The following is a 22986-nucleotide window of genomic DNA, read 5'->3' as shown; positions in this document are numbered from 1 at the left end:
AGTAAAATTAATTAATAAATACCCTGCAGGGGTATATCAGGAGGTAGATTTATATGGTTCAACATGTATCAGAAGTAGATTTTAATGAAGTAGTATTAAATTATGAAGGAGTAGTGTTAGTTGATTTCTGGGCTACTTGGTGTGGTCCATGTAAGATGATTGCGCCAGTTATTGAAGAAGTTTCTAAGGAAGTTAGCAATGCAAGATTTGTAAAAATTGACGTTGATGAAAATGAAAATTTAGCAAATAAATATCAAATTTCTAGTATTCCAACTTTAATGATATTTAAAAATGGTACTCCAGTTGATACTTTAGTAGGATTTATGCCAAAGGATTCTTTAAAGGCTGCTGTAGTTAAGCATCTATAATAGAGGTAGAATTTTGGATAAAAGATATGATATTGCTATAATAGGTAGTGGACCTGCAGGAATATCAGCTGCATTAAACGCAAGAATAAGAAATAAGGATTTTATTATATTTGGCAACAAAAACTTAACTAGTAAGATAGTTAAGGCCCCTAAAATAAATAATTATTTAGGTTTTCCTGATGTTACAGGAGAATTATTAAAAGAAAAATTTCAAGAACATTTAAATTCAATGAACATTGAAATATGCGAGGAAAGAATAAATAGTATATATGCTATGGGGGATTATTTCGCTTTAATGGCAAATGATAAAACCTTTGAAGCAAAATCTATTATTATAGCTACTGGAATAGAGTATACAAGACCTATTAAAGGAGAAGAAGAATTTTTAGGAAAAGGTGTAGGATATTGTGCAACTTGCGATGCACCTTTGTACAAAAATAAAATAGTAACTATAATAGGGCATAACAAAGAAGCTGAAAATGAAACCAATTATGTTTCTGAAATTGCTGAAAAAGTATATTATGTTCCTATGTATAAAGGAAAATATAATTTAAATGAGAATGTAACATTAATAGAAGATAAACCAGAAGAAGTTGTTGGAGATCTAAAAGTTAAGAAATTAATTTTAAAGAATAGCGAAATAGAAACAAATGCTGTATTTATTTTAAAAGATTCAATTTCTCCAGGGCAGTTAGTTCCAGGATTAGCTATAGAGGATGGACATATTAATGTAGATAGGTTAATGAAAACTAATATACCTGGTTGTTTTGCAGCAGGAGATTGTGTAGGAAAACCATATCAGTACATTAAAGCAGCAGGAGAAGGAAATATAGCTTCTCTTAGTGCGGTAAAATACTTAGATGAACTATCTAAGAAGTAATATAAGAAGGAGCTGTTGAAACAGCCCTTTTTTTAAAATTAAATATTGGCTAAGAAATTTTAAAATGTTACTTAGTAAGAATAAATTAAAAATATTTTATATAAAAATTAACAATAGCCTAAATACTTTTTCAATTAGATAAACTATAATAATTTTATATAAAAAGAAATATATAATGAAAGTTGAGGTAAGGCTTTTATGAGCAATAAACGAAGAAATAGTAAAGTTAATCCATTATTAGTTGTTGGAGCAATAGCAGGAGCAGCAGCTGTAGCAGCAACAGCAAAGAAGCTTAAAGATAATAAAGAAAAGAAAGAATCATTTATAAAATTTAGTAAAAATTTTGATGAAAATGATGGAAGGCAAGCATATTTTGTAGGTGGTGGATTAGCATCATTAGCAGGAGCAGCATACTTAATAAGAGATTGTAATTTTAAAGGAGAAAATATTCATATTATTGAAGGCCTTAATATTTTAGGTGGAAGTAATGATGGAGCTGGAGATGCTACAAATGGATTTATTGTTCGTGGTGGCAGAATGTTGAATGAAGAAACATATGAAAATTTCTGGGAATTATTTAGTACTATACCATCAATTGATATGCCAGGTATGAGTGTTACTGAAGAAATACTAAATTTTGATCATCTTCATCCAACTCATGCACAAGCACGTTTAGTTGATAAGTATGGAAATAAAATAGATGTAACAACTATGGGATTTAATAATGCTGATCGTTTAGCTTTAGGTAAATTAATGATGATGCCAGAAGAAAAGTTAGATGATTTAACTATAGAAGATTGGTTTAGACATACACCACATTTCTTTACTACAAATTTCTGGTATATGTGGCAAACTACCTTTGCTTTCCAAAAGTGGTCTAGTTTATTTGAATTTAAAAGATATATGGAACGTATGATATTTGAATTCTCTCGTATAGAAACTTTAGAAGGTGTTACTCGTACACCATATAATCAATATGAATCAGTTATTTTACCTATAAAAGAATATTTAGCTAAAAATAATGTAGATTTTAGCATAAATGCAATAGTAACAGATATAGATTTTAAACCAGGAGAAGAGATAACTGCAACTGCAATTCATATAAATGATGGAGAAAATGAAAAAATAATAGAATTAAAAGATGATGATATATGTATTATGACTAATGGATGTATGACAGATAATGCAACATTAGGAGATTTTAATACAGCACCAGAATATAAGCCTGAAAAACCAATGTCAGCAGAGCTTTGGGAAAAGGTAGCAAAAAAGAAAATGGGGTTAGGAAATCCTACGCCTTTCTTTAGTAATCCTGACAATACCAATTGGGAAAGCTTTACTGTAACTTGTAAAGGAAATAAATTGTTAAAGCTTATAGAACAATTTTCAGGGAATATACCTGGAAGTGGTGCATTAATGACTTTTAGGGATTCAAGTTGGTTAATGAGTATTGTAGTTGCTGCACAACCTCATTTTAAAAATCAACCAATGGATACAACTATTTTCTGGGGATATGGACTATATACAGATAAGCTTGGTGACTATGTTAAGAAACCAATGAGAAAATGTACTGGTGAAGAAATATTAACGGAGTTATTATATCATCTTCATTTTGAAGATAAGATTGAAGAGATTATGGAAACTGTAGTTAATGTAATTCCATGTATGATGCCATATATAGATTCACAATTCCAACCAAGAAAGATGACTGACAGACCTAATGTTGTTCCAGAAGGTTCAACAAACTTTGCTATGACTAGTCAATTTGTTGAAATTCCTGAAGATATGGTATTTACAGAAGAATTTTCAGTTCGTGCTGCAAGAATAGCAGTATATACCTTGTTAGGTGTTAAACATAAAGAAGTAATACCAGTTACACAATATAAGAAAGATCCAAAAGTAAGCTTAAAAGCATTAAAGAAATCATACAAATAAAAAAACTGCCGAAAGGCAGTTTTTTAATTCAAAAACTCCGAAGAAGTTTTCACCTTAATTTTACATTTTACACTTTTTATTTTACATTCTCTAAATATGGTTGATACATCATAAAAGCATGGTTTTCACAAATGTATTCGTCATTTATTAATTCATTATCTAGGTTGTACACTTTTCTGTAAATAACATTATTTCTTATATAATGTCCAAAGAACCCAGGAGTCATAGAATGTTCTTTTTCGTAAATTTCATATCTGTAATTACAAGGAGCAGAAGCTCTCCATTCACCAACTAAGTATTTATCAGTAAGAAAGAGTATAAGCTGATATTTAGTATTAGTAGTATTTCTAATTTCTAAGTCCAAATAATTATAGAAACAAGTGGCACCTGAACCAAAGGGTTGTGTTCTTTTTACATCTGGAAAAACATCATGACTATGTCTATATCTTTCTGTTACAGTTAATGGAGTATGAAGGGTAATCCAATAGATTAAATTAGATAATTGACAAAGTCCACCTCCAACTCCAGGTTTAAAGCTACCATCAGGGCATAAAATAAGCCCATCTTTATATCCTTTTCTATAGCTTGGCTTGCCTATAACTTTCCAATAAGAAAAATATTCTCCAGGCTTAATTTCTAAGCCATTAAGTTTCTTTAGAGCTAATTTTAAATTTTCAACTTTATTTTCCTGTAAATACATGTCTACATCTTTTAATTTTCTATAAAGGTGTTTTGTGTGTAAAAACTAAAAATTTTATTTTATCAGAATTAACTTTTTTACTATAACTTTTATTAAGTTGCTTTCATAAGCTTATTAAGTATTTCTTTAACAGAAGATAGTTTATTTATTCTGTATGCATTTGCACCACAAAAAACTAATCCATTTTCTACATCACCTTTAACAGCTTTTATTAGTGCAGAACTAATGCAATAAGGAGTACTAGTAGGGTTACAAGGAATTAAGCAGTTATAACATTTAGTTATTTTAACCTTTTGAGTTTTTAATGTTTCTGTTAATTTGTTTTTAATAGCTCTACCAGGCATACCTACAGGACTTATAGTAAGTTCAATATCTTCTTTTTTACAATTTACAAAGGCATTTTTAAAGTTTATGTGAGCATCACACTCATAAGTTGCTACAAATGGAGTTGCAACTTGAACTCCACTAGCACCAATGTTTAAATATTTTATCATATCTTGGTGAGTAAATACTCCACCTGCTACAACAACAGGGATAGTTTTATTAAATTCATTTTCAAAATTTTTGACTTCTTCTATTACACTTTGAACATTTTTATCAAAACTATTTGTTTCCTCATCTATCTTGTCTTTTTTAAAACCAAGATGTCCTCCAGCTAATGGACCTTCAACTATTACTGCATCAGCTGTTTTGTTAAAGTGTTTTTTCCAATAAGTAAGTATTATTCTTGCAGCTTTTGAAGATGAAACAATTGGAGCTATTTTTATAGAACTACCTTTTGTTATATCTGGTAGATTTAAAGGCAATCCAGCACCTGAAATTATCAGATCTGCCCCTGCTTCTATAGCGGTCTTAACATGTTCAATATAATTATTCATTGCAACCATAACATTAACACCAATTATTCCATTAGAACTTATTTCTTTTGCTTTTTTTATATGTTTAGTTAATCCTCTTATATTAGCTGATAGAGTATTGGTTTCAAAATCTTCTTCTAGATATCCTGGATGAGCAGCTGATATTACACCTATTGCTCCATGTTTTGCTACATTTCCAGCAAGATTTGATAAAGATACACCAACACCCATACCACCTTGAATTATTGGGATTTTAGCAACTAAATCTCCTATTTTTAATGGATTTATATTCATAAATTTACTCCTTTCATACTGTTAAAAATATTTTGATTATCAAAGTATATTTAACAGTATAGTCTATAAATTTCAAAAATACAATAAATATAAAAAATAATTTAAATATTGACAAAATAAAGAAATAATATTATTATGATTTTAATATTTTGATAATCAAAATATTTGAAGGAGGTGACATAATGAATCTTACAATAGGGGATAAGGTATTAATATCAATTTTTGCAGCTTTAACAGCTATTGGAGCCTTTATTAGTATACCTATACCCTATGTTCCTTTTACAATGCAATTTTTCTTTTGTAGTATGAGTGGAATTATTCTTGGAGGAAAGAAAGGTGCATTATCACAGTTATTATACATTTTTATAGGACTTATAGGAATTCCTGTATTTACTAAAGGTGGAGGTCCACAGTATATATTTCAACCAACCTTTGGATATTTAATTGGATTAGTATTAGCAGCATATGTAATTGGAAAAAGGGTTGAAAAAAAGAAGAAAAACTTTAGAAATTTACTTTTAGCAAACTTTTTAGGCATTATATTTATTTATCTTATAGGAGTAACATATTTTTATCTAATTAATAAATTTTATTTAGGAAGTAATATGACTATAAGTTTAGCAATTTACAATGGATTTTTATTAACTCTTCAAGGGGACTTATTGAAATCAATAATAACAGCTTTAGTAGGGAGTAGAGTAGTTAATACAATAAAATTAAATTTATCTGTATAGTATAATAATTTGTTTTGAAAGTAAAAAGTACCAAAAGAAATTTTTGTATTTCAGAAAGAGGTGAATAATGAAAGGAGTTAGAATACTTGGGATTGGTAATTATTGCCCAGGTAATATAGTTACAAATAGAGACTTAGAATCTATAGTTGAAACCACAGATGAATGGATAGTAAAAAGAACTGGCATAAGAGAAAGAAGAATATCAACTGGAGAAGGTACTGTTGATTTAGCATATAAGGCAGCACTTAATGCTTTAAGAAATAGTAAATGTAGTGAAGAGGATATAGATTTAATAATTGTTGCAACTACGTCTCCAGATAAGCTAATGCCATCAACAGCTTGTAGTATTCAAGGGCTTTTAGGATGTAAGAATGCAGCAGCATTCGATATATCAGCAGCTTGCTCAGGTTTTGTATATTCTTTAATAGTTGCATCAAGCTTAATTAAGACAACAGATAAAAAGAAGGCTTTAGTTATTGGCTCTGAAGTTTTATCTAAGATAATTGATTGGTCCGATAGAAATACCTGTGTATTATTTGGTGATGGAGCAGGAGCTGCAGTAATAGAATTATGTGAAGAGGAAGACTCAATTATAAGTACTTGTTTTGGAGCTGATGGGAACTTAGGTGAAAAGTCCTTAGTAGCAGCAGAAATGAAAATAAAAACTCCTTTTTCTTTTGATAATTCTGATGAAAAAAAATATATAGAAATGAAGGGTGGAGAAGTTTTTAAATTTGCAGTTACGATTTTGCCAGAAATAGTTAAAGAATTACTAGATAAGGCAAATGAGGATATAAACAATATTAAATATATTGTTCCACATCAAGCAAATTTAAGAATAATAGATGAGGCTGCTAGAAGATTAAAAATAGATAAAGAAAAATTTTATGTAAATGTAGATAGATATGGAAATACTTCTGCAGCAAGTATACCAATAGTTTTAAGTGAATTATTAGAAAAAAAGCTTATAAATAAAGGCGATAAAATATTATTAGCAGCTTTTGGGGGAGGATTAACCTGGGCTGGAGCATTAATTAAATTTTAGGAGGAAAATAAAATGGTATTTGAAAAAATTAAGGGAATAGTTATTGATCAATTAGGAGTTAATGAAGATGAGGTAAAATTAGAAACTAACTTTATTGAAGATTTAGGAGCTGATTCATTAGATTTATTTCAAGTAGTTATGGAAATCGAAGATGCTTTTAACGTAAAGGTAGAAAACGTAGAAAAGATTAAAACTGTTGGAGATGCAGTTAAGTATATTGAAAGTATTGCATAAGGATATATTTATATAAATTTATATGGAGGAAGACTCATGGATAACAATATATGCAGTTTGTTAAATATTAAGTATCCTATTTTTCAAGGAGGAATGGCATGGGTTTCAGATAGTTCTCTAGCGGCAGCAGTTTCAAATGCTGGTGGTCTTGGAATAATTGCAGGTGGAAATGCTCCTGCAAGTTTTGTAAGAGAGGAAATTATAAAAGCTAAGGAATTAACTGATAAACCCTTTGGAGTTAATATAATGCTACTATCTGAAAATGCTGATGAACTATCAGATATTGTAATAGAAGAAGGAGTTAAGGTTGTTACTACAGGTGCCGGAAATCCTGGGAAATATATTGAAAAGTGGAAGAAGGCAGGTATAAGGGTAATTCCAGTTGTTGCGTCAGTAGCATTAGCAAAAAGAATGGAAAGAGCAGGTGCTGATGCAATTATAGCAGAAGGATGCGAAGCTGGTGGTCACATTGGAAAGCTAACTACTATGGTTTTATTGCCACAAGTAGTAGATTCTGTAAATATTCCTGTTATAGCCGCAGGTGGAATTGGAGATGGAAGAGGTGTTGCTGCAGCTTTTATACTTGGGGCAAAAGGAGTTCAATTAGGAACTAGATTTTTAGTAGCTAATGAATGTACAATTCATGATAATTACAAGGAAGCAGTAATAAATGCTAAAGATATAGATACAGTTGTAACAGGTAGACCAACAGGACACCCAGTTCAAGTTATTAAAAATAAATTAGCAAGAGAATATATTAATCTTGAAAAGAAAAATGTATCCTTGGAAGAAATTGAAGAATTAGGAAGAGGAGCATTAAAAAAAGCTGTAAAAGATGGAGACATGGAAAATGGATCCATTATGGCTGGACAAATTTCAGGACTTGTAAGAAAAAAACAAAGTGCTAGAGATATTATTGAAGAAATCTTCTTTGAATATGAAAAAATTAAGGGGAATTTTTAAGGAGAGATGAAAATATGAAAATAGCATTTATTTTCTCAGGCCAAGGCTCTCAATATATAGGCATGGGTAAGGAATTATACGATAATGTTTTAGTTTGTAGAAATACTCTTGATAAAGCAAAGTACTTATTAGATTTTGATATTAAAGAATTAATTTTTAATGGTAAAAAAGAAGAATTAGATATTACAGAAAACACTCAACCTGCAATATTAGTGACATCAATTATGGCTATGAGAGCTTTAGAAGAAAAAGGTGTAAAGCCGGATGTAGTAGCTGGATTAAGTCTTGGAGAGTATTCTGCTTTAATTGCAGCAAAATCTTTAACTTTTGAAGATGCTATCCCGCTAATAAGAAAAAGAGGTAAATTTATGCAGAATGCAGTTCCAATAGGAAAAGGATCAATGATAGCTGTTATTGGCTTATCTTTAGATAAAATAAATTTGGCTATAGATAAAGCTAGTGAATTTGGAGTAGTAGAAATATCTAATTATAATACTAATAATCAAATAGTCATTGGTGGAGAAAGGGTAGCAGTTGAAAAAGCAAAGGAATTATGCTTAGAGATGGGTGCTAGAAGAGTAATGGAACTTAAGGTGTCAGGACCATTTCATACTTCTTTATTAGAAAGTGCTTCAGTTAAGCTTAGAGAAGAATTAAATAAAATAGAATTTAACAAACCAGAAATTAATATAATTTCAAATGTTACTGCTGATATTATAGAAAATAAGGAAGAAATAAAAGAGATATTTTGTAAACAAATTAAATCTTCAGTGAGATGGGCTGAAAGTGTAAATAAGATGATAGATATGGGAGTAGATACTTTTATAGAGCTTGGGCCAGGAAGAGTTTTAAGTGGATTTATAAAAGAAATAGGTAGAGAAAAAGGTTTAAAACTTAATATATTTAATGTTGAAGATATGAAATCTCTAAAAAAGACATTAGAAGGGATTGAGGTATTAAATGATTGTTAATAAAAATGCAATAGTAACAGGTGGAACAAGAGGAATTGGAAAAGAAATAGCAAAAACATTAGCAAAGAATGGAGCTAATATTGCAATTAATTATAGAAAATATAATGAAGAAGTAGAAAATTTAGTAGAAGAATTAAGGTCTTTAGGAGTTAATGTTTTAGCTATAAAATGCGATGTTAGAAATGATGAGGAAGTTAATAATTTTATTAAAGAAGTTAAGAATAACTTTGGCAGTGTTGATATATTGGTTAATAATGCTGGAATAACGAAGGATGGACTATTATTAAGAATGAGTGAAAAGGACTTTAATGATGTTATTGATGTAAATTTAAAAGGCACCTTCAATATGACAAAGGCTGTATCATCAATAATGATTAAACAAAGGTTTGGAAAGATAATTAATATTTCATCTGTAGTTGGAGTAGCTGGAAATGCTGGTCAATGCAATTATTCAGCTTCTAAAGCTGGAGTAATAGGTTTTTCTAAATCAGTAGCAAGAGAGCTTGCATCAAGAAATATTAATGTAAATGTAATAGCTCCAGGATATATTAATACAGATATGACTAATGGTTTATCTGAAAAAGTTAAGGAAGAGATTTTAAAAACTATTCCTATGAAAAAAATAGGAGAACCTAGAGAAATAGCTAATTTAGCTTTATTCTTATCATCTGATTTATCTAATTATATTACAGGGCAAGTGATAAATGTAGATGGTGGAATGGTTATGCATTAAAGGAGAGAATATTATGAAAAGAAGAGTTGTGGTTACAGGGTTAGGAGCTATAACACCAATTGGTAATTCTATTGATAGCTTTTGGAATTCTGTAAAGGAAGGGAAAAATGGAATAGAAAAAATTAAGTCTTTTGATACAACAGATTTTAAAGTTAAGGTAGCAGCTGAAGTAAAGAATTTTAATGCAGAAGAATATTTAGGAAAAAAAGATGCAAAAAGATTAGATAGATTTATACAATTTGCTTTAATATCTGCAAAGGAGTGTATAAAAAATAGTAATATTGATTTAGAGTCTGTTGATAAAGAAAGATTTGGAGTTATATTTGGTTCTGGAATAGGAGGACTTATAACTATAGAAAATCAAATGACAGCCTTAATTAATAGGGGCCCTAGTAGAGTGTCTCCATTAGCTATTCCAACTATAATTTCCAATATGGCAGCTGGAGCAATTGCTATAGAATTAGGAGTTCTAGGAACTTGTTTAAGTATTACTACAGCATGTGCATCATCCACACATTGTATAGGAGAAGCCTATAGAAGCATAAAGGATGGATACTTAGATAGAGCTATAGTTGGTGGTACAGAAGCATCAATATGTAAGTTTGGTATTGCTGGGTTCCAATCTATGACTGCTCTTAGTAAAAGTGAAGATATAAATAGGGCTTCTATTCCCTTTGATAAAGATAGAAATGGTTTTGTAATGGGAGAAGGTGCAGGAGCATTATTATTAGAAGATTTAGATAGCGCCTTAAGTAGAGGTGCTAAAATATATGCTGAAGTAGTTGGATATGGAACTACCTGTGATGCTCATCACATTACATCCCCTAGATCAGATGGAGATGGTGGTTATAGAGCTATGAGAGATGCTTTAATAGATGCTAACATATCTCCAGATAAAATTGGATATATAAATGCTCATGGAACTTCTACAGAATTAAATGATAAGGTTGAAACTTTAGCAATAAAAAAAGCTTTTTCAGAAGCAGTAAAAAATGTATATGTAAGTTCTACTAAAGCTATGACAGGGCATTTACTAGGAGCAGCAGGTGCAGTTGAAGCTATAATTTCAATTAAGGCATTAGAAGAAGGATTTATACCAGCAAATATAAATTATCTAAATCCAGATGAAGAGTGTGATTTGAATTTAGTTGTTAATAATGGGAAAAATGAAGAAATAGAATATGCTATGTCAAATTCACTAGGCTTTGGTGGACATAATGGAACAATAATATTAAAAAAGTGGAGAGGGAAATAAGATGTTAACTTATGAACAAATTAAAGATTTAATAAAATCAATAGATTGCTCTTCTCTTAGGGTTTTTGAATTAGAAGACCAAGATTTTAAATTAAAATTAAGTAAAAACGAAGAAAGCTTTAATGGTAATAAAGAAGATAATAATAAAGTAAATAAATCACAAAGACAAGGTAGCTTACCTAAAATTAATAAGTATTTAGATAATAATATAGAAGAATCAAGTAGTAATGAAATTAATATTGATTCTAGTGAAACTTCTTATAATATAGTTAAATCTCCATTAGTGGGAACTTACTATTCCTCTGGAACACCTGGAGGAAAGGCTTATGTTAAAAAAGGAGATACTGTAAAAAAAGGTGATGTTCTTTGTATAGTAGAAGCTATGAAGATAATGAATGAAATAACATCCGAATTTGATGGTGAAATAGTTGAAGTATTAAGAAATGATGAAGATATAGTTGAATTTGGAATGGAATTATTTAAGATAAAGTAGGTGAAAGCTTTGGATATAAAAGAGATAATGGAAATAATACCACATAGATATCCATTTTTATTAATAGATAAAGTAGAAGAATTAGAAAATAATAAAATAGTTGCCATAAAAAATGTAACTATGAATGAATATTTCTTTCAAGGGCATTTTCCAACAGAACCAGTTATGCCAGGTGTATTAATTATAGAAGCTTTGGCTCAAACTGGAGCAGTGGCTTTACTAAAAAGAGATGAATTTAAAGGGAAAATAGCTTATTTTGGTGGAATAAACAATGCTAAATTTAGAAAAAAAGTAGTGCCTGGTGATACTTTGAGATTAGAAGTTGAACTAACTAAAATTAGGGGAGTAGCAGGAATAGGTAAGGGAATTGCTTATGTAGATGGAAAAAAGGTATGTGAGGCAGAGCTAACCTTTATGGTTGGTTAATAAAGAGGTGTTTTATGATTAGAAAGGTATTAATAGCTAATAGAGGAGAAATAGCAGTAAGAGTAATAAGAGCTTGTAAAGAGCTTGGTATAAAGACAGTAGCCATTTACTCAGAGGCTGATAAAGATGCTATGCATACGCAGTTAGCAGATGAAGCTATCTGTGTTGGAAAACCTAAATCTAAGGACTCATATTTAAATGAAAGTAATATTATAAGTGCAGCAGTAATTACTAAATGCAATGCAATACATCCAGGTTTTGGATTCTTATCTGAAAATTCGGAGTTTGCTGCAATATGTGAAGAATGTAATATTAAATTTATTGGACCTACTAGTAAGACTATTGGAATAATGGGAGATAAGTCTAGGGCCAGAGAAATTATGAAAAATGCAGGTGTTCCAATAATACCAGGAAGCAATGGAATAGTAAAAAGTTTAGAACATGCATATTTAGAAGCAGAAGAAATAGGATATCCAGTAATGATAAAAGCAGCTTTAGGGGGAGGCGGTAAAGGAATAAGAATAGTACATTGTAAAAATGATTTAGAAAATGCTTATTTAACTGCAAAAACTGAAGCTAAAGTAAATTTTGGAGATGATACAATTTATATTGAAAAGTTTATTGAAAATCCAAGACATATTGAATTTCAAATTTTGGGAGATGAATATGGTAATATAGTTCACTTAGGGGAAAGAGATTGCACTGTTCAAAGAAGAAATCAAAAAGTGTTAGAAGAAGCTCCATCAATGATTTTAAGTGAAAATCTTAGAAGTGAAATGGGAAAGGCTGCTATTAATGCAGCAAAAGCAGTAAATTACGTAAATGCTGGTACTATAGAATTTTTAGTAGATAAGCATGGAGATTTTTATTTTATGGAAATGAATACTAGAATACAAGTGGAACATCCTATAACAGAGATGATAACATCTATAGATATAGTTAAGGAACAAATAAAAATAGCTAATGGAGAAAGATTAAGTTTTTCTCAAGAAGATATTAAAATTAAAGGGCATGCTATTGAATGCAGAATAAATGCGGAAAATCCTAGTAAGGGATTTATACCTTCTCCAGGAAGGATAGAATTTTTAAATTTACCTGGTGGTAATGGAATAAGAGTGGATACTGCAGTATTTACAGGATATACTATACCTCCAACTTATGACTCTATGATAGCAAAATTAATAGCTTATGGAAATAATAGAGAAGAGGCTATTAATAAGATGTTGAGAGCATTAGAGGAGTTTGTAATTGAAGGAATTGACAATAATATTGAATTTCAGATAGATATTTTAAATAATAATAAATTTCGCTTAGGAGACTATGATACTAGTTTTATAAGCAAAGAATACAATTTATAGTTGGTGAAAAAGTATGGGGATTTTTAAAAAAAGACAATATGGAGTTATAAACATAACTAATTTAGAAGAAAAGGATATACCAGTAGTTCCAGATGGAACTTGGATAAAGTGTAGTAATTGTGGAAAGATTCTATATAAAAAATCTTTAGAGGAAAATTATAGTGTTTGTTTAAATTGTAATTATCATTTTAGGCTTGGTAGTTATGAAAGAATTAATCAAATTTGTGATAAAGGAACCTTTAAGGAATTTAATAAGTATATGAAGTCAAAGAATCCAATGGACTTTCAAAACTATGAAGAAAAATTAAAAGCAAATAAAGAAAAAAGTAAAACTAATGAGGCGGTTGTAACAGGAGAATGTGAAATTGGTGGAAATAAAGCCATTATAGCTTTTATGGATTCAAATTTTTTAATGGGAAGCATGGGAACTGTAGTAGGAGAAAAAATTACTATTGCAGTAGAAGAAGCCACAAAAAGAAAGCTGCCTATAATTATATTTACAGCTTCAGGTGGAGCAAGGATGCAGGAAGGTATATTTTCTCTTATGCAAATGGCTAAAATTAGTAGTGCATTATCAAGACATAGTGATGCAGGATTACTTTATATAACAGTTTTAACAGATCCAACAACTGGAGGAGTAACAGCAAGTTTTGCAATGCTTGGAGATATAATATTGGCAGAGCCCAAAGCTTTAGTAGGCTTTGCAGGAAGAAGAGTAATTGAGGGAACTATAAAAGAAAAATTGCCAGAAGATTTTCAAAGTGCAGAATTTTTATTAGAACATGGATTTATAGATAATATTATAAAAAGAGATAATTTAAAAATGGCTCTTTCAGCTCTTCTAAATTTTCATATAGTTAAGGAGGTGTAGTGGTGAAAGATATTAAGGCTTATGATAGATTAATGATTGCAAGAATGATAGAAAGACCAACTACACTAGATTATATAAATAAGATATTTACTAACTTTTTTGAATTACATGGAGATAGAATATTTAGAGATGATAAATCTATAGTTGGTGGAATAGGACTTTTAAATGGTAGACCTACAACTATAATAGGTATTCAAAAAGGAAAGGATTTAAAGGAAAATATGGAGAGGAATTTTGGCTCTCCTCATCCAGAAGGATATAGAAAAGCATTAAGATTAATGAAGCAAGCAGAAAAGTTTAATAGACCAATTGTATGTTTTATAAATACTTCTGGAGCATATTGTGGCATAGAAGCAGAAGAAAGAGGGCAAGGAGAAGCAATTGCAAGAAATTTAATGGAAATATCTAAAATTACTGTTCCTATAATTTCTATAATAATTGGAGAAGGTGGAAGCGGAGGAGCTATTGCCTTAGCTTGTGGAGATAGGGTATGGATGCTGGAAAACTCCGTTTATTCTATATTATCACCTGAAGGATTTGCTTCTATATTATTAAAGGATCCATCAAAATCAAAGGAAGTTGCAGAAATTATGGGAATAACCTCCTATGAATTATTAGAAAGAGGAATAATTGAAAAAATAATAAAAGAACCAAAGGGAGGAGCTCATAGAAATTTAGATTTAGTTGCAAGTTCTATAAAGGATGAACTACTTAAAGAATTTAAAATTTTACTTAATAAACCAAAAGATATATTATTAGAAGAAAGATATCAAAGGTTTAGAAAATTTAAATAAATTCGCGAAAGATATTATATTGCTTGTTCCGTCGCAGGCTCCAAGTCACCACAATATAATATCTTTCACGATAATACTAAAGGAAGAAACTCCTCAGAGTTCGGAGTTTATAATCTGATAGATATTTCTCCGGAAATTATTTTTTCTATTTCATTATTTGAGTTTTTAATTAAGAGAGATCCATCTTCTAAAATATCTATTGGGATAACTTTTCTTATAGAATTCTTGTATTCTAAGTTAACTTCTTTATTAAGTATTAGTGAATTATTTCTATAGATTTTTAGAATTTTATCTTTATTTTCATTTAGTAATTCATTGTATTGTTCATAGAAGTTTTCTAAGAATTTATTTAAAATTTCTTCTCTTTCAAAGTATTTTCCGGTTTCTGTTAATAATGATGTAGCTTTGTTTTTTAGTTCATCATTAAAGTCATTTAATTCTAAATTTACGTTAATACCTATTCCTATAACTATATATTCAAGTTTGTTATTAGAAATTTTCGATTCTGTAAGTACACCACATAGCTTTTTTGAATTTAAATAAATATCATTTGGCCATTTTATTTTAGTATTTACTCCAAAATCTTGAAAGGTATTATGTAAAGCTGTAGAGGATAAAATTGTTAAAAAGTTTATATCTTCTAATTTTATAGAAGGTTTTAATAACATAGAAAACCAAAGACCTTTTCCTTTAGGAGAACTCCAGTTTCTACCTTTTGTACCTTTTCCATTGCTTTGTGTATCACTAATTACCAAAGTTTCTTTATTAAAGCCTTTTTCGGCTATTTCTTTACAGTAAGTATTTGTAGAATTTACTGTATCTAAAAAAATAAATAATATATTTTTATAATTATTTTTTAATTTATCAATCATAAGTACATACCGCCATTGTATATTTATTTCCTTAAATATAAAGTTTAGTAAAATAAAGTTATATTATAGATATTTTAACCTTAGTAATTAATATTGTCTAGGTTACACAGGTATTTAAATTAAATAATATATAAGATATAATAAAGTAAGTAACTAGTTTAATTATAGTATTCTCATTGCGATAAGGGGGCATTTAAAGTGAAAAGAAGTGATTATATATCTTGGGATGAATATTTTATGGGAGTTGCTATTTTAGCAGGAATGAGAAGTAAAGATCCAAGTACTCAAGTTGGAGCTTGTATAGTAGATAGTGATAATAAGATATTAAGCCAAGGCTATAATGGATTACCAAGAGGATGTTCTGATGATGAATTTCCTTGGAGTAGAGAAGGAGATATGCTAGAAACAAAATATCCTTATGTAGTACATGCTGAATTAAATGCAATATTAAATAGTAGAGGAAGTAACTTAGTAGGAACAAAGATATATGTTGCTTTATTTCCATGTAATGAATGTGCAAAAGCAATAATTCAATCAGGAATTAAGGAAGTGGTCTATCTATCAGATAAGTATTCTGATACAGATATAGTTAAAGCATCAAAGAGAATGTTTAGTGCTGCTGGAGTTAAGATGACTAAATTAGAGCCTAAAAATAAGAGAATAGAAATATCTTTTGATATAAATAATATATAAGTACACAATGAAAGTTAACTTTTCATGATGACTAATTAAATTATTACATTAAGTATAGAAGGCTATAAATATTGTATTAGGATGACTTGGAGTTTTTACTAGGTGTACCCAATATAATATTTATAGTCTTATTTTGTTTATAGCTAATGGAATAAATTGTATAATATATATAAATAAGTAATATATATGGATTACCTGTAGTATTAGTTTGGATTTTATTATTAGGGGTTATAGTTTATAAATTTATGATTTAATAGAATTATTTACAAACTGGAAACAATTTAGAAAAGAATATTAATATTTATAGTATATTCTTTATATAAAGAGAATTTTAGGAGAATAAAATGAGAGAGAATATTTTAATTATCGAGGATGATAAAGATATAAGTGAAATACTTAGGTTTGCTTTAATTAAGGAAGGGTATAAGGTGAAAGTAAATCCTAATGGATTAGAAGCTGAAGATGAAATAAAAGCATTTAATCCAGATTTAATATTATTAGATATAATGCTAAATGATACTGATGGGTTTAGTGTATGTAGGAAGATTTCAAGTTATAAAATACCTATAATTATGCTTACAGCTAGAGTGGATATTATGGATAAAATATTGGGGTTAGAGCTAGGAGCAGATGATTATATAACAAAGCCATTTGATATAAGAGAAGTAGTTACAAGAATTAGAGTTTCACTTAGAAGAAGAGAGGAATTTAAGAAAATATCGGATTTAAAAGAAAGAAAAGAAATTATTATAGATAATATAGAAGTAAATGAAAATTGCAGAAGTGTAAGTGTTTTAGGAAAAGAAGTTCAATTAAAACCCAAGGAGTTTGACTTACTTTTATTTTTATCAAAGAATCCTAATAAGGTTTTTTCTAGAAATCAATTATTAGATTTAGTTTGGGGATATGATTATTTGGGAGACTCTAGAACTATAGATGTCCATATTACAAGGTTAAGACAAAAGTTAGGTGGAGAATTTCAAATAGAAACAATATTTGGGGTTGGGTATATGCTGAAGGTGAAAAATGCTAACGATTAGAAAAAAATATGGATTAGTTTTAGGAAGTGTCTTTATATTATCACTTATAACTTTTAATATACTTTTAAATAAATTCTTTGATAAGAGCTTTAAAGAATTTGTAGTAAAGGACATGGAGGATATTTATAAAATATCAAGTAAGAACTTAGAAGACTATACAGTTTTAAATAGTATTGATAAAAGTAAAATGACTACTGAGGATTTTAATAGTAGAGTTATGAGCTTTATTGTTGAAAGAGTTAATAGTCAAGGGATTTTTTATAATATAAAAGGTGAAGTTATATCTAATGGAATAAATAATGGAGAAAGTATAGATTTAAATATTATAAAAGATTTACCACCATCTTTTGAAAATACTAAAAATAATAAAACAGTAGTAGATATTATAAATAAAAATAGAAATGTACTTGGGAAGTTAAGTATTCCAATTTATAATGAGAAAAATAAAATAGGAGTATTAGTTTTAGTTAAAGATTATAGTAATGATTATTTAAGAAATCTAAATATAAAATCTATTATAAATATAATGGTTTCTATGTTATTTATTATAATTTTTATATGTGTATATTTTTTATCGTCATCAATTATTAAACCTATAATTAAATTGAAAGACAAGCTTTTAGAAATTAGTAAAGGAGATTATCCTGAAAAAATAAAAAGTACTTCTAAGGATGAAATAGGTGTACTTATAAATAGCTTTAATGATATGAATGAAAAATTAAAGCTTAAGGATAATCAAGAAAAAAATATTTTTAGAAATATAACTCATGAATTAAAAACACCATTAACTAATATTTCAGGTTATGCACAAATCTTAATACAAGATGATTTTAATGATGAAGCATTTAAGAAAAAGGCTTTAAACAGAATAATATCTGAAAGTAATAGAATGCATGAATTAGTTATGTCATTACTTAATATTTCAAAGCAAAGCAGTGATTTAGAAGAATATTCATTTCAAGAAGTTAACATAAAAAATATTATAGAGGATTTACTAAGCTTAAAGTCACTACAAATAAAAGAAAAGGAATTAAATATAATTACAAATATTGAAGAAGTAAATATTAGAGGTAATAAACAATACTTAATAATATTATTTAGTAATTTAATAGATAATGGAATTAAATATTCATATGAAAAGACTAATATAATAATTGAAATAAAAGAAGACAATAACAATTTACATTTTTCAATTTTAAGCAAAGGAAAGAAAATTCCTTATGTGCTTAAAGATAAAATATTTGAACCCTTTGTAAAAGTAGAAGAAAAAGGATTTTCATCTAAAAACTCAAATGGATTAGGGTTATATATTTGCAGAAATATTGTTTTAGGTCATAAAGGAAAGATTAATCTTATGTTAGAGGATGATAAATCAAAATTTATTATAGAAATCCCTAAAAATTTACAACTTGGAAATAAGTTAGAACAAGTTTAAAAATAATACTTGATTAAAATTAAAGTATGAAAGGGGGATAATATGAAAAACAAAAAATTATTAATAGGTTTAATGATTATTACATCAAGTATAATGATAGGTTGTACAAGTAAAATTTCAAGTGAAGAAAAGGTTATTGATAGTGTGGTAATTGATGAAGAGGCAAAGGACACAGCTAATAAAAATAATAAAAATAATAAAATTAATATTACTAAAATAGCAACAACTGAAAATCTTGTAGGAAGTAAAAATGTTTCTATATTAAGATCGGATGGAAAATTAGTTCATATAAATTTTAATGAAGAAACAGAGATAAATGATATTTCTACAGTTCAATTTAAAAAGCAATATATTAGTAGTTTATCAATAGGAACAATTACAGATGAAATACAAAATAATAGAAATGTAGTTACTTGGGAAAATAAGGAGATTGATGGACAATTAATTACAGAGGACGCATTGACAGGTGGAAAGTTTAAAATATTAAAAGATGATAAAGTTTATACATTAGATGAAAATTACAATTTGAAAGAATTTGCAGAATATGAAAAAATAATAAAAGATACTAATGTAGATAGAAATACATTTAAGTCAACTTTTGATGATAATTTAGAAATTTATTATAAAGATAATTATGAAAAAATGTTAATAGTAGATACAGTAAATAGTAAGTATTATGAGGTAGATAGTAAACTATTAGATAATTTTAAATATAAACAGCAAAATATTTTAATGGCAGAAGACAACAAGATTTATGTTTCTTTAACTGATAGAGAAAAAAAAGAAGTAAGCATTTTAGGATATATTGAAAATAATAAATTAATAACGTTTTTTGATGAGGATAGTGAAATAAAGGTTAGAGTTACAGGAGATGTAGTATATAGTAAGAATAATATACTTTTTTCGGGATATGTTGAAGAGGATTACGGTATTTGGAATTACAATATAGAAACAAAGAAGTTAGAAAAACAATTACAATTAAAATATGATTACTCTTATTTTAAAATTAGTAAAGACAAAAAATTTATTATAATTTCAAATATGGATCATATTTTTACTGAAAATAATAATATAAGCTTAGCACGAATAGATGAGAATTTGAAAATATCTAATATTCAAGAATTAACTAATTCAATATTACCTAAAATAGGTAATGATAAATGGTTACAGGTAACAGGATGGAGTGATAGTGGTAATAAGTTTCATGTATCTTATACAAATTACAAAAATGTAGATAGTGGGTTGGAAGTAGATGACGTTTATTACGAAATATATGAAGTAAATTAATTAAACTAAATACTAAATATGAAAAATACTTTGGAGGTATAATGTATGAAGGTTATATTTCTTGATATAGATGGTGTTTTAAATTCGGAAAAGTTTTTAAATAATAATAAAGGTCAAGTAGTTGATAGAGAGCGTGTTAGCATTTTAAAAAGTATAGTTGATAAAACTGGAGCAGTTATTGTTATGTCATCTGGATGGAGATTATGGTTTGATGACAATATGCTTCCACAGGATGGATATTCTAAAGAACTATATGAAGTTTTATGTGAGTTTAATATAAACTTATTTGGAAAAACACTTGATTTTAGTACTGAAGAAATACGAAGTAGAAAAACCTTTAGTCATGTAAAAGCTAAAGAAATTACTGCATGGTTAAATGATAATAAAAGTATAGAGAAGTATGTTGTTATAGATGATTTAGATTTAAAGAATAAAGAAATTAATAATCATTTAGTTAGAGTAAATGGAGAAATAGGTATTACTGAAGAGGATGGACAAATTATTATTAATATGATAAATGAATGAAAAAGCAGTTCTTTATATGTTAAAGTTATAAATTAGATAATTAAGTTAAAAAAATTATTTAGAGGGTTGAGGGAATATAAAAGATGAATAGAATAGACTTATTTTGGAATAGATTCCTAGAGAAAAGTGGATATGATAAGAATACAAAATACTTAGAGGCTTTTCATTTTGAATTAACAGAAGACTTAGCAAATAAATTACTAAAGCTTGTACTTGAAGGTAAGAAAAAAGCTACTTCAAGTAGTTTTGAGGCTTATGAAAAAGAAGGTAGCAATTTACCTAAAATAGGAGATTTAAGTATTGTTACTGATTGGGATGGAAATCCTAGATGTATAATAGAAACTAAGAATATTACAATTATTCCCTTTAAAGATATTACCTACGATATCTGTAGCCGAGAAGGAGAAGATGATTCCTTAGAAAGCTGGAGAGAAGGACATATAAGATTTTTTAGCAATGAGGGAAAAGAAATTGGATATGAATTTACTGAAGATATGTTAGTAGTCTTTGAGGATTTCGAAGTCATTTATCAAGAATAAAGTAATGGATTTAATAAATATAAATAATAAAATGTATAAAAATAATGAAAAAAAACTACAAATATGGTACTATAATAGTTGTAGTTTTTTATTTTATTAAAGTGAGGTTAAAATTATGCTAGAAAACGAAAGAAAAAAAATCATGTGGTATACTCTTGCATTAATGGCCTTTTCAGGTGTTTGGGGATTTGGTAATGTAATCAACGGATTTTCTGAATACAATGGACTACAAGCAATTGTTGCTTGGTTAATAATTTTTGCAATATATTTTATACCATATGCTTTAATGGTAGGAGAATTAGGATCAGCATTCAAAAGTCATGGTGGTGGAGTTAGTTCTTGGGTTGGAGAAACTATAGGACCTAAGATAGCATATTATGCAGGGTGGACATATTGGATTGTACATATGCCATACATTTCACAAAAACCTAATAGCTTTATGATTGCAACAAGTTGGGCTATCTTCCAAGATAGTAGAATTAGTAGTATGAATACAGTATTACTACAAATAAGTTGTTTAATTATTTTTATAGTTGCTATGTACATTGCATCTAAGGGATTAAATCCATTAAAGAAATTATCTTCTTTAGCAGGAACTTCTATGTTTGTAATGTCTATGCTATTTATTTTATTAATGATGGCAGCACCAGCAATAACAAATGTTCAGTTAAATCAAATTGACTGGTCATTAAGTACATTTATGCCAAAGTTTGATATGGCATTTTTCACGAGTTTATCAATATTAGTTTTTGCTGTTGGTGGCTGTGAAAAAATATCACCATATGTAAATCAAATGAAAGATCCAGCAAAAGGTTTTTCAAAGGGAATGATAGCATTAGCTATTATGGTTGCAGTTACTGCAATACTTGGAACAATATCATTAGGAATGATGTTTGATTCAAATAATATTCCTAAGGATTTAATGACAAATGGTGCATATTATGCATTCCAAAAGTTAGGTGAGTATTATAGAGTAGGTAATTTATTTGTTATAGCTTATGCAATTACAAATATGATTGGTCAATTTGCTGTACTAATAATTTCAATTGATGCTCCATTACGTATGTTGCTTGATAGTGGAGATAGAAGATTTATTCCAGAAAAACTATTTGTAAGAAATAAAAATGGTGCATATACTAATGGATTTAAGTTAATATTTATTATAGTTTCTATATTAATTATAGTTCCAGCAATAGGAATAGGTAGTGTTGATGAGTTAGTTAGATGGTTAGTAAAGCTAAATGCAGTATGTATGCCATTAAGATACTTATGGGTATTTGTTGCATATATAGCTTTAAAGAAAGCAGGAGACAAATTCCAAAGAGAATACTATTTTGTTAAAAATAGAACTTTAGGAATAATTATTGGTGCTTGGTGTTTTGCCTTTACAGCATTTGCTTGTATAGGTGGAATGTATTCAGAAGATACATTCCAATTATTATTAAATATTATAACTCCATTTATATTAATTGCATTAGGATTAATATTACCATATATAGCAAAGAGAACAAATAAATTTGAATAGTAAAGAAGCTGTCTCAGTAATTTAATTAATTACATATGAGACAGCTTTCTTTTTATTAAGATAAAGTTTATAGTTGATATCCTATAAATTGTATAAATTTAGATGTTTATGTATAATATGATTGTGGTAATTTTTAGTTTATAAAAATATTTTAATAAA

The 22986-nt window shown here is 28.2% G+C and carries 25 protein-coding genes; 22 read left to right on the top strand and 3 right to left on the bottom strand.

Annotated features, from left to right (window positions below):
- Positions 1-53: 53 nt before the first annotated feature.
- The 3 genes from trxA to ACQRD5_RS00185 all read left to right on the top strand — a co-directional run bounded on the left by trxA (position 54) and on the right by ACQRD5_RS00185 (position 3183).
- On the top strand, positions 54-368 hold the full coding sequence (gene trxA / locus ACQRD5_RS00195; protein ID WP_291628625.1) for a thioredoxin: 315 nt from the start codon (positions 54-56) through the stop codon (positions 366-368).
- A 13-nt stretch (positions 369-381) separates the two neighbouring features.
- On the top strand, positions 382-1248 hold the full coding sequence (locus tag ACQRD5_RS00190) for an NAD(P)/FAD-dependent oxidoreductase (protein ID WP_291628624.1): 867 nt from the start codon (positions 382-384) through the stop codon (positions 1246-1248).
- A gap of 198 nt (positions 1249-1446) precedes the next feature.
- Entirely contained in the window at positions 1447-3183 is a 1737-nt protein-coding gene (locus ACQRD5_RS00185; protein WP_427746386.1) for an oleate hydratase, read from the top strand.
- Between the two features lie 76 nt (positions 3184-3259).
- Here the strand turns inward: ACQRD5_RS00185 and ACQRD5_RS00180 are convergent, their stop codons facing one another.
- The gene (locus tag ACQRD5_RS00180) at positions 3260-3883 is read right to left on the bottom strand and encodes a VanW family protein (RefSeq protein ID WP_427746385.1); all 624 of its coding nucleotides are present in this window, start codon (positions 3881-3883) and stop codon (positions 3260-3262) included.
- 92 nt (positions 3884-3975) lie between these two features.
- On the bottom strand, positions 3976-5034 hold the full coding sequence (locus ACQRD5_RS00175) for an NAD(P)H-dependent flavin oxidoreductase (protein WP_291628621.1): 1059 nt from the start codon (positions 5032-5034) through the stop codon (positions 3976-3978).
- A gap of 182 nt (positions 5035-5216) precedes the next feature.
- On the opposite strand from ACQRD5_RS00175, the gene ACQRD5_RS00170 reads away from it, so the two are divergent.
- From ACQRD5_RS00170 to ACQRD5_RS00115, 12 genes are all read left to right on the top strand, one after another.
- The gene (locus ACQRD5_RS00170; RefSeq protein ID WP_320627901.1) at positions 5217-5768 is read left to right on the top strand and encodes a biotin transporter BioY; all 552 of its coding nucleotides are present in this window, start codon (positions 5217-5219) and stop codon (positions 5766-5768) included.
- A gap of 67 nt (positions 5769-5835) precedes the next feature.
- Positions 5836-6813 carry a beta-ketoacyl-ACP synthase III gene (locus ACQRD5_RS00165; RefSeq protein ID WP_320627900.1) on the top strand — a complete coding sequence of 326 codons (978 nt, stop codon included), beginning with the start codon at positions 5836-5838 and terminating at the stop codon, positions 6811-6813.
- 12 nt (positions 6814-6825) lie between these two features.
- Positions 6826-7047 (top strand): acyl carrier protein, encoded by a 222-nt coding sequence (acpP, locus tag ACQRD5_RS00160; protein ID WP_294363204.1) that lies wholly within the window; start codon positions 6826-6828, stop codon positions 7045-7047.
- 36 nt (positions 7048-7083) lie between these two features.
- Positions 7084-8010, top strand: coding sequence for an enoyl-[acyl-carrier-protein] reductase FabK (fabK, locus tag ACQRD5_RS00155; protein WP_291628607.1), 927 nt, complete (start codon positions 7084-7086; stop codon positions 8008-8010).
- 14 nt (positions 8011-8024) lie between these two features.
- On the top strand, positions 8025-8981 hold the full coding sequence (fabD, locus tag ACQRD5_RS00150) for an ACP S-malonyltransferase (protein ID WP_427746384.1): 957 nt from the start codon (positions 8025-8027) through the stop codon (positions 8979-8981).
- Positions 8971-9714 (top strand): 3-oxoacyl-[acyl-carrier-protein] reductase, encoded by a 744-nt coding sequence (fabG, locus tag ACQRD5_RS00145; protein ID WP_291628603.1) that lies wholly within the window; start codon positions 8971-8973, stop codon positions 9712-9714. Before fabD ends, fabG begins: the two co-directional genes overlap by 11 nt.
- A 13-nt stretch (positions 9715-9727) precedes the next feature.
- Positions 9728-10969, top strand: a complete 1242-nt coding sequence (fabF, locus tag ACQRD5_RS00140; protein ID WP_291628601.1) for a beta-ketoacyl-ACP synthase II — start codon at positions 9728-9730, stop codon at positions 10967-10969.
- Position 10970: 1 nt separating this feature from the next.
- Positions 10971-11462 (top strand): acetyl-CoA carboxylase biotin carboxyl carrier protein, encoded by a 492-nt coding sequence (gene accB, locus ACQRD5_RS00135; RefSeq protein WP_291628596.1) that lies wholly within the window; start codon positions 10971-10973, stop codon positions 11460-11462.
- Positions 11463-11888, top strand: a complete 426-nt coding sequence (gene fabZ, locus ACQRD5_RS00130) for a 3-hydroxyacyl-ACP dehydratase FabZ (protein WP_291628591.1) — start codon at positions 11463-11465, stop codon at positions 11886-11888. It abuts the gene before it with no gap.
- Between the two features lie 14 nt (positions 11889-11902).
- Positions 11903-13246: an acetyl-CoA carboxylase biotin carboxylase subunit gene (locus ACQRD5_RS00125; protein ID WP_291628590.1), complete on the top strand. Its 1344-nt coding sequence runs from the start codon at positions 11903-11905 to the stop codon at positions 13244-13246.
- 13 nt (positions 13247-13259) lie between these two features.
- Positions 13260-14117, top strand: a complete 858-nt coding sequence (gene accD, locus ACQRD5_RS00120) for an acetyl-CoA carboxylase, carboxyltransferase subunit beta (RefSeq protein WP_320628121.1) — start codon at positions 13260-13262, stop codon at positions 14115-14117.
- A gap of 32 nt (positions 14118-14149) precedes the next feature.
- Positions 14150-14911 carry an acetyl-CoA carboxylase carboxyltransferase subunit alpha gene (locus ACQRD5_RS00115; protein ID WP_374044455.1) on the top strand — a complete coding sequence of 254 codons (762 nt, stop codon included), beginning with the start codon at positions 14150-14152 and terminating at the stop codon, positions 14909-14911.
- Positions 14912-15018: 107 nt separating this feature from the next.
- On the opposite strand, the gene ACQRD5_RS00110 is transcribed toward ACQRD5_RS00115, so the two are convergent.
- Positions 15019-15783: a biotin--[acetyl-CoA-carboxylase] ligase gene (locus ACQRD5_RS00110; RefSeq protein ID WP_291628584.1), complete on the bottom strand. Its 765-nt coding sequence runs from the start codon at positions 15781-15783 to the stop codon at positions 15019-15021.
- 198 nt (positions 15784-15981) lie between these two features.
- Between ACQRD5_RS00110 and ACQRD5_RS00105 the strand changes: the two genes are divergently transcribed.
- The 7 genes from ACQRD5_RS00105 to ACQRD5_RS00075 all read left to right on the top strand — a co-directional run bounded on the left by ACQRD5_RS00105 (position 15982) and on the right by ACQRD5_RS00075 (position 22827).
- Entirely contained in the window at positions 15982-16476 is a 495-nt protein-coding gene (locus ACQRD5_RS00105; protein ID WP_291628582.1) for a deoxycytidylate deaminase, read from the top strand.
- Positions 16477-16820: 344 nt separating this feature from the next.
- Positions 16821-17516: a response regulator transcription factor gene (locus ACQRD5_RS00100; protein WP_291628580.1), complete on the top strand. Its 696-nt coding sequence runs from the start codon at positions 16821-16823 to the stop codon at positions 17514-17516.
- Positions 17503-18951, top strand: coding sequence for a HAMP domain-containing sensor histidine kinase (locus tag ACQRD5_RS00095; protein WP_320628122.1), 1449 nt, complete (start codon positions 17503-17505; stop codon positions 18949-18951). The genes ACQRD5_RS00100 and ACQRD5_RS00095 overlap by 14 nt, the downstream gene beginning before the upstream one ends.
- Positions 18952-18993: 42 nt before the next feature.
- Positions 18994-20238, top strand: coding sequence for a hypothetical protein (locus ACQRD5_RS00090; RefSeq protein ID WP_427746383.1), 1245 nt, complete (start codon positions 18994-18996; stop codon positions 20236-20238).
- Positions 20239-20283: 45 nt separating this feature from the next.
- On the top strand, positions 20284-20763 hold the full coding sequence (locus ACQRD5_RS00085) for an HAD domain-containing protein (RefSeq protein ID WP_427746382.1): 480 nt from the start codon (positions 20284-20286) through the stop codon (positions 20761-20763).
- A gap of 83 nt (positions 20764-20846) precedes the next feature.
- The gene (locus ACQRD5_RS00080) at positions 20847-21302 is read left to right on the top strand and encodes an ASCH domain-containing protein (protein ID WP_427746381.1); all 456 of its coding nucleotides are present in this window, start codon (positions 20847-20849) and stop codon (positions 21300-21302) included.
- A gap of 115 nt (positions 21303-21417) precedes the next feature.
- Positions 21418-22827, top strand: coding sequence for an APC family permease (locus tag ACQRD5_RS00075; RefSeq protein WP_291628572.1), 1410 nt, complete (start codon positions 21418-21420; stop codon positions 22825-22827).
- The last annotated feature ends 159 nt before the right edge of the window (positions 22828-22986 follow it).

This window comes from Clostridium sp. SGI.024, from assembly GCF_050315195.1.
Taxonomy (GTDB): domain Bacteria; phylum Bacillota; class Clostridia; order Clostridiales; family Clostridiaceae; genus Clostridium.
This window is presented reverse-complemented; position numbering and strand designations above follow the sequence as displayed.